Origin of the sequence: Nostoc sp. (genome assembly GCF_036917775.1) — a bacterium.
GTDB lineage: Bacteria > Cyanobacteriota > Cyanobacteriia > Cyanobacteriales > Nostocaceae > Nostoc.
Map to the genome: position 1 here is coordinate 1 of NZ_JBALEQ010000123.1, position 12,351 is coordinate 12,351.

Annotated in this window: 6 protein-coding genes and 1 pseudogene; 3 read left to right on the top strand and 4 right to left on the bottom strand. The window is 42.3% G+C overall.

All coding sequences use genetic code 11. The features are described 5' to 3' along the window. Positions 1 to 333: 333 nt before the first annotated feature. The 3 genes and pseudogenes from V7K69_RS25600 to ahcY form a co-directional block, all read right to left on the bottom strand. The gene (locus V7K69_RS25600) at positions 334 to 666 is read right to left on the bottom strand and encodes a XisI protein (RefSeq protein WP_335039591.1); all 333 of its coding nucleotides are present in this window, start codon (positions 664 to 666) and stop codon (positions 334 to 336) included. Beyond that, positions 654 to 1,074 (bottom strand): annotated as a pseudogene (locus tag V7K69_RS25605) (XisH family protein). Before V7K69_RS25605 ends, V7K69_RS25600 begins: the two are co-directional and overlap by 13 nt. A 166-nt stretch (positions 1,075 to 1,240) precedes the next feature. Then, entirely contained in the window at positions 1,241 to 2,518 is a 1,278-nt protein-coding gene (gene ahcY / locus V7K69_RS25610) for an adenosylhomocysteinase (protein WP_335039593.1), read from the bottom strand. A 392-nt stretch (positions 2,519 to 2,910) separates the two neighbouring features. Here ahcY and V7K69_RS25615 point away from each other — a divergent pair, with 392 nt between their 5' ends. Further along, positions 2,911 to 4,584 carry a mechanosensitive ion channel family protein gene (locus V7K69_RS25615; RefSeq protein ID WP_442936190.1) on the top strand — a complete coding sequence of 558 codons (1,674 nt, stop codon included), beginning with the start codon at positions 2,911 to 2,913 and terminating at the stop codon, positions 4,582 to 4,584. 232 nt (positions 4,585 to 4,816) lie between these two features. Here the strand turns inward: V7K69_RS25615 and V7K69_RS25620 are convergent, their stop codons facing one another. Next, entirely contained in the window at positions 4,817 to 7,162 is a 2,346-nt protein-coding gene (locus V7K69_RS25620) for a proprotein convertase P-domain-containing protein (RefSeq protein WP_335039595.1), read from the bottom strand. An 875-nt stretch (positions 7,163 to 8,037) separates the two neighbouring features. On the opposite strand from V7K69_RS25620, the gene V7K69_RS25625 reads away from it, so the two are divergent. Both V7K69_RS25625 and V7K69_RS25630 read left to right on the top strand, forming a co-directional pair. After that, entirely contained in the window at positions 8,038 to 11,367 is a 3,330-nt protein-coding gene (locus V7K69_RS25625; RefSeq protein ID WP_335039597.1) for an efflux RND transporter permease subunit, read from the top strand. A 268-nt stretch (positions 11,368 to 11,635) separates the two neighbouring features. Further along, a complete protein-coding gene (locus V7K69_RS25630) occupies positions 11,636 to 12,073 on the top strand; it encodes a DUF6918 family protein (protein WP_335039599.1) in 438 nt (145 codons plus the stop codon). Positions 12,074 to 12,351 lie beyond the last annotated feature (278 nt).

Genomic DNA, 12,351 nt, shown 5'->3' on the forward strand with positions numbered 1-12,351 from the left:
CCGTAGGCGAGGCAGTTTTCATCCATGCCTCTTAATCTACCACCTCAGTAACCCATTTTTGACTGTAGCGTTTCTTATCGTGTGAACGGTTACCAATCAGTGAACTATCTGATAGTGATAAAAAGCGATCTTTTGAACTCCAACGTTATAATTTTCAAGGTGTACAGATTGTTACTTATGATGAAGTTTTTGAAAAAATAGAGACTTTAATTAATCTTCTAGAAGGGAAAGACTAAGTAGCCACCAATTATATATATTTGCTGTGTGTTATTTTGAGTTATTATCTCATTTAATATAATAGCAATATAATTAATACATCTAGTAAATGAGAATTTAAACAGATGCAAAACCGGTAAACTGCCGGACATAAGGCGATCTAAAACCTAAAACAATACCGGTTGTCGGCACACCTAATTCTACTAACTGATTAGCTATTCCTTCTTCAGTAAAATCGCGCTGAATCCAAATTTTATCATCCTTTATACTAATATGAATTGGGCATCCATAAACTCTTTCTTCATCATTCCATCCCACATATACTAATAAGTAGCGATCGCGTTCTGTATCAAAAACAATTTCAGTATTTTCTAAATCTTCTTTTGGTTGCTCATTTGCATATTTATAGATGATTCTTTTTACTAATTCCTGATAATTTAATTTTTCCATAATACTATCTCCTGTTTCTGAACATGAAAAACGAATAATTTTATTTCATACCGTTCTAATACACTTTGAATAAAAGAATCTATAAAAAACTCTTGATAGATGTCTTTGGATATTGCTAAATATAATATTCGCTCAGAGTCCTTTTGTTCTAATGCTACCCTGTAGTTCAAAAATTGGCCAACATGCTGTATGAAACTCTGAGATTGCTGACACCCCAATAAAACTTTTTACCTCTACTGCTATTTTTTGCTCGCCTTTATCAGCCGAAATTAACTTTTGCGCTCCTATGTCTATTTTAATTCTAATTTGTTCAGAGAGGTTAAAAAACAAGGGATCATGTGTAATTTTCCAGCCATCTTTTTCTAAGGCTACTTTCACAGTATTATGAAAAATATCTTTTGCTGACATATAAAAAATAATAATCTAAATCATATTTTACCTAATTTTTTAAGTAAGCTGTTGCACTTTGCGCTCTCTGCATCTACTTTGCGGATTCCGCTTGCAGTATGCACGAAACACAAAAAAAGGGATAAGCCCAAAAGCCTATCCCCTAAAAAATCAATTAATCAATGTATCAAGTTCCACTTGTCCAAGAGTTGATGTACTCAATTTGATCTGCTGTTAGGCTATCAATTGTGATACCAATAGCTTGCAACTTCAACCGAGCAATTTCTTGATCGACTTCAACAGGAATTGAGTGCAAACCAGGGGCTAACTTACCCTTATTCTTCACCAGGAATTCACAAGCCAAAGCTTGGTTCGCAAAACTCATATCCATTACTGCGCTGGGGTGTCCTTCAGCCGCAGCTAGGTTAATCAAGCGTCCTTGTCCGAGAACGACAACTGATTTACCATTTTTCAATTTGTATTCTTCGGTGAAAGGACGAACTTCTTTGATTTCCTTAGCTTGTGCAGCCAAATATTTCAAATCAAGTTCTAAGTCAAAGTGACCGGAGTTACAAACGATCGCACCGTCTTTCATGACATCGAAGTGTTCACCGCGAACGACGTGCTTGTTACCTGTCACAGTGATAAATATATCACCTTGGGGTGCAGCTTCAGCCATTGGCAGGACGCGGAAGCCATCCATTACGGCTTCAATTGCCTTGATTGGGTCGATTTCGGTGACGATGACGTTAGCACCCATCCCACGAGCGCGGAGGGCTGTACCTTTACCACACCAGCCATAACCAACGACGACAATGTTTTTACCAGCCAACAAAATATTTGTGGCGCGGATAATGCCATCTAGGGTTGATTGCCCAGTACCATAGCGATTATCAAAGAAGTGCTTGGTGTCAGCGTCGTTGACGTTGACTGCGGGGAAGGTGAGAACGCCTTCTCTAAACATGGCGCGTAACCGCACGATACCGGTGGTGGTTTCTTCGGTGCTACCAATCAAATCAGCGATTTGGTGTTGGCGTTCTTGTACCAAAGTTGCAACCACATCGCTACCGTCATCAACAATGATGTTGGGGCGATGATCTAAAGCTATTTGGACGTGACGGTTATAAGTTGCGTTATCTTCGCCTTTTTGAGCAAAGACGGGAATTTCATGATCGACGACGAGGCTAGCGGCTACGTCATCTTGGGTTGATAAGGGGTTGCTAGCAATCAAAAGCGCGTCTGCACCACCGGCTTTCAGAGCGATCGCCAAATGTGCTGTTTCTGTTGTAATGTGGGCGCAAGCTACAAGGCGTAAACCAGCGAAAGGCTTTTCAATCGCAAAGCGATCGCGAATTTGCTTCAAAACTGGCATTTCGCGTCCAGCCCATTCAATGCGCTGTCTTCCCAAGGCAGCTAGGCCGAGGTCTTTAACCTCGTGCTTTAATCGGGGAGAAGTTGCGGTCATCAAAAGTTACCTCAAAAAATTAAAAAAGCTACGTAAATTTTACGCACTCTACTAGGTTATTGTACAACTTGCGATTTTTGCTTGAAAGAAAGCAAATCACTTGTCAATAGTCCTGAAAACTAGCTTGACGTTTGATTACCCTAATGTCAACTTCATAGCCAGGTTCTTTCTTTTTGTTTTATCTTTGGTAAGAGCAAGACTATTTTCAGCTTTAATTGCTGATTTTAAGCACATTGTCATCTATCTAAAGATATAGGGCAAATAAAACAACATCAAAGTTTCATCATCTAAAGAGAAAACCTCAACTTTAGATAGGTACATTTACTCAAAGTAATTGCGGAGGATGGTTATAGAAGTAGTCAATAGTCAATTATTTTCAAGGAGGTGTTTGAGTGCGTTTTCAATTTTTGGCGTTGGCTTTGCCCGCCGTAGGCATCGCCAGTTCAATGGCCATAGCCGTTGTACCTGTACCAAAAGCCACAGCCCAGATTCCATTTTTACCTCAATTACAAGCTCCCAGCAGTGTCAGTAGTGATTCAAATGATCGGCTTGTCACAGGCTGGATTTATTTAGATGGGCGGCGGTTATTTCAGATCGCAGCATCAAAAGCCAACTTTCCTGAGCGTTCAGAAGATATCCAAAAGAAGTTGGAGAAAATTAGTCAAAATTACATTCAATCACCAGCAAAAACAGCAGTCAAGGTAGAAGTTCGTAAAGTAAACGACTTACCAGTTATTTATGTCAACGATCAATACCTGATGACCATCACTTCTGAGGATGCTGGATTGCGAGAGGTAGATATATCAACATCGGCAAATCAAATCGCGGAATCGTTACAAGAAGACTTGCAACAAGCAAAGCAAGAAAGACAAACTCAATTTTTAATCAACCAAGGTAAAATTGCTGCGGGTACAGGACTGGCAATGATTATCATGAGTTGGGGGATATATAGTTGGCAGCGCCGTTCCAAAAAAGATTCAGTACAGCCCATTGCCTCCCAACCTCTTAGATGGCCCCTAAACTCCCCAATTTCTCCACCAGCAGCCCAACCAATTACAACACAACTAAATCAACAGCAACATCGGCATATCCAAGAAGTCAAAAGACGATTGTTTCAGCTAACTCAAGCTGGAATTTGGGGTGGTGGAAGTTTCTTTATTTTGGGTCTATTTCCCTACACACGACCATTTCAGCTAGGGATTCTCACAGCTGCCCAATTTCCTTTGCGATTAGGTGTTGTGTTCCTGGTAACTTACGTAGCAATCCGTCTCATATACGCCCTTATTGACCGCTTCACCACCACTCTAATTAGCAGTGGTGCTTTATTGACTCCAGAAAGTTCTGAACGGCTGCAACTGCGAGTTTCCACATTTTCTGGCGTGACTAAAAGCATTGCTACTGGTATCTGCATAGGAGTAGGCTTCTTGCTAGCGCTGGTGTCATTGGGGATAGATATCGTTCCCTTGCTAGCGGGTGCGAGTTTGGTTGGTGTTGCATTGTCTCTGGCCTCACAAAACCTAATTAAAGATGCAATTAACGGTTTCCTGATTATTCTAGAAGACCAGTATGCTTTAGGCGATGTGATTAATGTGGGAAACGTAGGAGGCTTAGTCGAAAATTTGAATCTGCGAATGACCCAACTGCGGGATTCCGAAGGGCGCTTGATCACGATTCCCAATAGTGAAATTAAAATTGTTGCCAATCTTTCCAGTCGTTGGTCACGAGCCGATTTAACGGTTCCCATTGCCTACCAAGCCGATACAGAACACGCTTTGAAGTTGATTGAAGCAGTTGCTTTCGAGATGAATCAAGAAATGCAATGGCAGCGTCAAATTTTGGAACCGCCCCAAGTTTTGGGAATAGATCAATTTGGCGATCGCGGTTTGATTATTCGCATCTGGATTAAAACACAGCCCCTCAAACAATGGGATGTCGCACGAGAACTTCGCCGCCGCCTGAAAATTGCCCTAGACGAAGCTGGAATTTCCATCTCTGTGCCTCAACAAGCAATTTGGGTCAATGACGATCAGTTGTTAAATTTTCAGGGTAATGGCAAAGCTAATTAGAAATTTGGCTTCATTAGACATCTCCGAAAAAGAATGTAGAGACGTAGCACTGCTACATCTCTACAAGGGTTCTGGGTAACACATATTTAATTTCTGGAGATGTCTATTAGCAAATGGCACTCTTGTTAAGCCCAAAGACTGGTGTTGCCTCGAAATCTAAGTTTGGGCAACCCCTGTGATTAACAAAGTCTACGCTGTATACAAAATTACAGCGTAGGTAGTTTAAAAATACTTAAGCAGCAACGAAAATATCTGCATTACTGAGGGACAATCCGGTATTGAGTGTAGCAATTTGGATTTTAGCGATCGCTCCTGTGCCATCTTGATCGAAGAAAAGAGAACCATTACCTTTGTCGTAAATAAATCTTTGACTACTTGTAGTCGCTGTTGCGCCAATCACAAATTGATTGATAGCGATCGCCGCATTAGCAGCTAGCCCTCCACCAAAACCACCCGCAGAGACAAAAATTGTATCATCCAGGACGCTAAAATCAGTAATCCGGTCGAGTCCTTCACTGCGAGAGTTGAATGTAAAGCGATCGCTTCCGGTGCCACCTGTAAGTGTATCGTTGCCAGCACCGCCAACCAGGATGTCATTACCACTACCACCATTGAGGGTGTCAATCCCAGCGCCACCAGTCAGGCTATCATTGCCAGCGCCACCAGTCAGGCTATCATTGCCAGCGCCCCCATCAAGAAGATCATTCCCAACGTCAATTGTTTGAGTAGTCAATTGCAGCGACCAACTATTAAGCCTACCAGTAATTAAACTTTCATCATCCGTGACCTCTAGTTTCCAAGTTCCATTTGGGTTTTGAGTATCAAAAGCAGATAGCAGCTTTTCTGGTTTGAAACTTCCGGTAAAAGGAGCAGTCCCAACTGTAATTGATGTTGCGGCCTCATCATCTAATGTCGTGTTGGTAAAATTACTTTCACTACCCCCTACATCAGTAAACAACTCAACGCGAGTGCCTGTTGGACTAATCAGGAATACATCTAAGTCAGAATCCCAGTTGTGGCTAATATTTAAAGTGATGTTGACATCAGTAATTGACCCACTTAAACCACTGACGGCTAGATTAGATTGAATTGTGGATAAGTCAGGGATATTGATAGCAGAGGTATTGCTAAAGGTCTTAGTTTGGTTGTTAACCCCATCACCAATCAGGCTATCATTGCCAGCACCACCATATAGGGTGTCATTCCCAGCACCACCATTAAGCTGATTGTTAGCATCGTTACCTGTAATTGTGTTGTTGAGACTGTTACCAGTGCCGTTGATTGCAGATGTGCCTGTGAGAATGAGGTTTTCTAAATTAGCTGGGCCTAAGTCAAAGGTAAAAGAAGACGCAACTGTATCTGTACCTTCATTAGCGTTTTCATAGATAGTGTAGTAATTATCACTAGCGATTATATAGCGATCGTTGCCAGTGCCCCCATAAAGACTATTATTGCCAGTACCGCCATTGAGCGTATCATTACCAGCACCACCATAGAGAGTGTCATTGCCAGCGCCGCCATCGAGACTGTCATTTCCAGCTATTCCATCGATGACATCGTTCCCGCCTTGGCCAGAGAGAGAATTGTTGTATTCATTCCCCCTTAGAGTGTCATTAAAGTTGCTTCCGATAGCATTTTCAATAACGGATATGCCTCCTTGGGAGTTAGCGATCGTAAATCCTCCTTTAACGCCAACAACTTGACTAAAGAAGCCGCCAGCATTAGGGTCGTTATTCGCCAAAGTAGCATTATTCAAGTCGATAAAAGCTGAATTACTTGCCCCTTGAGCAGATATAGTATCTGTTCCGCCTGCATCCCAAATAGAAGACCAATAAGTTCCTGCACCATTAAAGGATGGAAGCAAATAGACGTTATTACCTGTGTTGTATGTCCGATTTATACCGTAAATATGTTGGATGGCTGCGATATCAAATGCCATTGGCCCGGCAGCAAATCCCCAATTCGCGTCATACCCAGGAGAATAAGAACTTTGAATATCAACGTAAGACATGATTGTCGTTACAAACTGATTGAGATTCAAGTCGCCAGCATCTTCAGCGTTGTCAACACCAGGAAAGATAGAAGAACTTCCTCCATTATCGTGAGGATGAGCTAATCCCAAAGCATGACCAATTTCGTGAATAAAAGTGTTGTAGTAGTAGCTACCAACTAAAAGATTTGCATCAAAATCATCTTGATAAAACTCCCAGTTAATTAGAACATCTCCTTCCCCAAACTGGTTAGAAGATTCTCCTGGCGGAAATGCTTGACCTAATACACCATCTCTACCAAAAATAGAAGAATCAACACTATGAAAAGTTAACTCAGCTTGAGGATCATTAAAACCAGAATACTCTAGCTGGAAGTTCGCTACATTAGCCCAGGATTTGACTGCATTAGTAAAGGCATTTATTTCGGTGTTCTCGAAGTTGTAATCCCAAGACTTATTATCAACAAAGGAATAAGTAATTTTTCTATTGTCGTTTTCAACTTTCCAACGACTGCCCCATAATAAACTGTCTACATAGATTGAACCAGTTTTAGCAACACCACCAGTCGAACCAACAAGTTTTGACATCAGTTTCTCTTTTTCAGAATCAGAACTAGATAGTTATTTCAAGTATTTTGGGGAAAATAAATATAGCTAGGTTTTTACTCAATACAAGCAGAAGTAAAACCCCTTATAGCTTCGTATTTTGCCCATTGGTGTGATTATGCTTATAACTAAAGTTACAAACTCATGCACAAAATACAGAATAAAAAAATTACCAAAATTAGTCCTTCACCTTTTATGCAGTCTTATATGCAAGATTTAGCATCCACATATACATGAGCGTGTATGTAAGATTGCAGAAAACTGCATTGTAATTTAGCCAGAATTAGCGATCAGTCTTGACTCGCTGAAAAATAGCGATCGCGCCTTTACCTGTCAAAGGGGACTCTTAAGAGAAGTATGGGATTCAGACCTAAACCTTACTTGTACCGTTTCGTTTTAAGATTGATACAGATTCTTGCAGGGGGAGCAGAGGAGGCAGGGAAAGTAAGAATAGTGTATTTATTTGTATCAATAATTTCGTGAAATGGGTGGTTCTAAACGCTTCTACACAAACAAAACCCACACTTCGACAAGCTCAGTGACCGCCTCCGTGGGTTTCAAAACCTTAATTTGACCCCAATGCCCCAGTCCCGAATGGCACTAAGAAAACCTGAAACCTTTGTCTGAGGGAGGTGTGGGAGGATGAGGAAGAAATCTGGCTCCCCACACTCCCCACACCTCCCACACTCCCCACACTCAAAAGCCAGTTAAATAACTGGTTTGCGCTTATCTTAGTGCCATTCGCCCCAGTCCCCACTCCTCAATTTTGCGCGATCGCCAACACTAAACCTTAATAAATCCTTATATTAATAAAAAGCTACTCTATCCGTAACCAGAATTAAACTGTTCCTGGATTTATGTTTGTCAACACCTTCATCAAACGTCCAGTCTTAACTACGGTCTGTACGTTTATTATCTTGCTGCTGGGAAGCATTTGTATTCCCATCCTGCCAATTTCTCAGCTACCGGATCTCGCCCCGGTGCAAATCACCGTTAGCTCTAACAATATTGGTGCAGATGCTCAAACAACAGAAAGCACTGTCACCAACATTATTGAGCGACAAATTAATGGTGTTAAAGATGTATCTTATATATCTTCTAACACGGGTAATGATGGTTCTAGCAATATAACCGTCTCCTTCCCAACTAATGTTAATAGCGATATTGCTCAAGTAAACGTTCAAAATAAAGAGGCACTTGCTTCACCTCAATTGCCAGATACTGTTCAAAGAACAGGTGTCACCGTTGAAACTGCATCAAGCAGTCTGCTTCTGGTTTATGGGTTTTACTCAGAAAATAATGAGTATGACAACATTTTTATCAGTAATTATGTCGATCTTTATATTCTCGATCAGATCAAACGACTTCCTGGTGTAGGAAGTGCCAGGGTTTTTGGGGAGCGCAAATATGCCATGCGTCTTTGGCTTGATCCCAACAAGCTGGCCCAACATCAACTAACTCCTCAAGATGTCACAACTGCCCTGCAACAACAAAATATTCAGGTGGGTGCAGGAGCGATTGGTAAGGAACCAGCACCAGACAATCAAAGCTTTGAATTTGCTTTACGGGCAACAAGTCGATTTAAAGATGCGGCTGAATTTGAAGATATGGTGCTGAAGGTGAGTCAAGGTGGCACTAATAGTACTACCAATGGGACTACAAATAGTACTACTAATAGCACCCTAGTTAAAGTCAGAGATGTCGGTCGAGTTGAACTAGGAGCAGAAAACTATCTTGCTGATGCCAAATTCACCATCCCAGGAAATGCTCCTAAGGCAGCCGTGGGTTTGGGGATATATCAACTTCCGGGTAGTAATGCCTTAGATGTTGCTCATGCTGTTGAAGAGCAGATTGTAGCGCTGGAGAAGAGTTTTCCACCTGGACTAAAAGCACAGTTGGCATTTGATACCACTCCATTTGTGGAAATTTCTTTAGAAGAAGTTTTGCACACTTTGGTTGAGGCGATTATCCTGGTGGTCTTGGTAATTTTCGTCTTTTTGCAAGATTGGCGTACCACGATCATTCCCACTGTTGCGATCCCCGTTTCCCTGATTGGGACGTGTGCGGCTCTATTAGTTTTAGGATTTCAGATTAATACACTGACCTTATTTGGTTTCGTTTTAGCGATCGGGATCGTTGTTGATGATGCCATTATTGTAGTGGAGGCAGTTGCAGTCAAGCTGGAGCAGGGCATGAGACCCTTTGAAGCGGCTGTCGAAGCGATGAAGGAGTTGACTGGGGCAATCATTGCCACTTCACTTGTACTCATGGCGGTATTCATTCCCGTTGCATTCATTCCAGGCACTACAGGGATTGTCTACAAACAATTTGCGTTAACCGTTGCTTGTTCCATTGCCATCTCCACCTTCAACGCCTTAACATTCTCCCCAAGTATGGCAGCCATTCTCATGCGCCCTGCTCAGACTCCACGGGGCCCTTTGGGTTGGTTCTTTACGCAATTTAATCGGGGATTTTCTTGGTTCACGCGGCGATATGTCGGGTTTGTTAGCTACCTTACCCATGTCAAGCCGATTGTAATTGGGGTTTTCATCACTGGTTTAGTAGCAACGTTTTTGATGTACAGAGCAGTTCCTACCGGGTTTATTCCAGAGGAAGATCAGGGTTACTTCTTTGTAATTGTCCAAGGGCCAGATGGGGTTTCTTTGAAGTACACCGAATCTGTTATGGATCGGGTTGTCAAAGAAGTAACATCGGCTCCCGAAGTTAGAGCTAGTTTTATGATCAGTGGCTTTGGTTTCGATGGCAATGCTTCTAATTTAGGTATTGCCTTTGCTAATCTGAAACCCTGGAAAGAGAGAGCTAAAGAATCTGAGTCTGTCTATGGCATACTTCAGAGGTTGAACAAAAAGCTCTCGAAAATTACAGAAGCTAGAGCGATCGCAGTAAATGCTCCTCCAGTTAGAGGGTTAAGTAGTACAGGTGGTTTTGAGTTTATCATTCAAGACCGAACTGGAAGCGCGCCGATTGAAACCCTAGTTGAGACTGCTCAAAAATTTATTGCCGCAGCAAATAAAAAGCCTGTTTTACAACGAGTTTTCACTCAGTTCACCGCAGACACTCCCCAATTTGACATTCAGGTAAACCGCAACCAAGCCAAAGCTCTCAACGTCGAGATTAACGACATCTTTGGGGCGTTGCAAACTTACTTGGGGTCGCAATATGTAAATAACTTTGTCCAAGGACAGCGACAGTATCGAGTATATGTCCAAGCAGATGGGGTTTTTCGCTCTAATCCAGATGATATTGGCAAAATCTATGTTCGCTCTGCAAACGGGACGATGATTCCGTTGAGCAATTTGGTGAAAGTTACTCCCTTTGTGGGGCCAAAAACCGTCTCCCATTACAACTTGTACCGATCAATCAAAGTCCAAGGCGCTCCTGCTCCCGGTTCTAGTTCTGGAGAGGCGATTAAAGCGATGGAGCAAGTAGCAGCAGAGGTCTTACCTCAAGGATTTGGTTATGAATGGACAGGGACTTATCTCCAGGAGAAGACATCAGGGGGAGCTACAGGCTTAATTTTTGCTTTAGCGATCGTTATTGTCTTTCTGGTGTTGGCGGCTCAGTATGAAAGCTATGTTGACCCAATCATTATTTTGCTGACAGTTCCCCTAGCAGTTTTGGGAGCGATGACGGCGATTTGGCTACGTTCCAATATTTTCATGGCAGGTAGTATCTTCCCCAAAGTAGTGGATGATATCTATTGCCAAGTGGGTCTAGTAACTTTGATTGGTCTAGCTGCAAAAAACGCGATTTTAGTCGTGGAATTTGCCAATCAGCTGCATGAGCAAGGTATGAGCTACACACGCGCGGCGGTGAAAGCGGGACAAGAACGTCTGCGACCCATCTTAATGACTTCTTTTGCCGCGCTGTTAGGATTTTTGCCCTTGGTAATCTCTCAAGGGGCTGGAGCCAGTAGCCGTTGGTCTTTAGGAACAGCGCTCTTTGGGGGGTTGATGCTTTCAACATTCTTGAGTTTGTTCTTGGTGCCAATTTTGTATATCTTAGTCAAGACCCTAGCTCAGTCCATATTTTCTCGAAAGCGATCAGGTGGCTCAAAACCTCCAGATTATCCTAATGAAGCTTCAGGATCTGAACATAAGGCTTTACCTGCTGGCTCAAGTCAGCCAGAGACACAACTCAGGTCTCAGCAGGACGGGATAACCTAATTTTTACCATCCTGTCTCTTTTCTGCCAACTCTACCGTGTAAACGCAAGGCTTGCTCTAATTCCCTCCTTTTTAAGGAGGGTTAGATTTAAGGAGGGTTAGAGAGAATCAAGCCTTAACTCAAGCATATTGCACTATGGACAAAGCCTTCAGTAGTCAGAAAGTGATGTTCATAACATCCTCTAACTCTGATACCATTTTCTGTAATTTCCTGCTTGCTAAAAAAGTTAGTCGAATAGAAATTAAGTACTGAGATAAGGAAAAGTGAAATGGGACTTAGCGAAGGACTTTTGAACCCGACCAAAAAAGCGATGGTCGTAGATGAATGTTGCAACATGATAGAAGTACAGCTTGCATCCAAGTCAGGTATGAGCGGTATCGCTTTGAAAACTGCCTTTGCTGCTCTGAAAGGAGTTAAGCCAGGGTATATCCCCTACGTCGTTGAGCAGATCCTGCCGCAATGCCTCACCGCACTTGATCCCATCTGGAGCGAAGGTGTACAGAAAGGCGATCCAATTGGATACTTGAGTGCAAACCGCTCTCATACGGCAGACGCGCTACTAGGTGTAACTGATGCTAGAGCCAAGAATGCCAAGCACCAAATCGTGCGAGGAACCTATGAAAAACTTCGCGGTTCAGCCAAAAAGCACGTAGAAGAAGCTATTCCAGACTTAGCTAAAGTAATCGATAATTACACTAAGGTTTGAGGCAGAAGGTAGAAAGCAGGAGCAATATTACTTATAGGATTCGACCCCTACTAAATTGAAGCCACTGAACTCTCGCAAGAAAGCAGAAAGCTGACACAACATTGGGGGTCTGAAACCCAAAATAGCAATTGATAAACCTATGCCCCGTTCGATGCGTCGATAGCTGGCATATAGAGCAGATATTAGACATCTTCGAAAATAAATGTAGAGACGTAGCACTGCTAAGTCTCTACAAGGATTCTGGATAAAACATATTTAATTTTTGGAGATGTTTATGT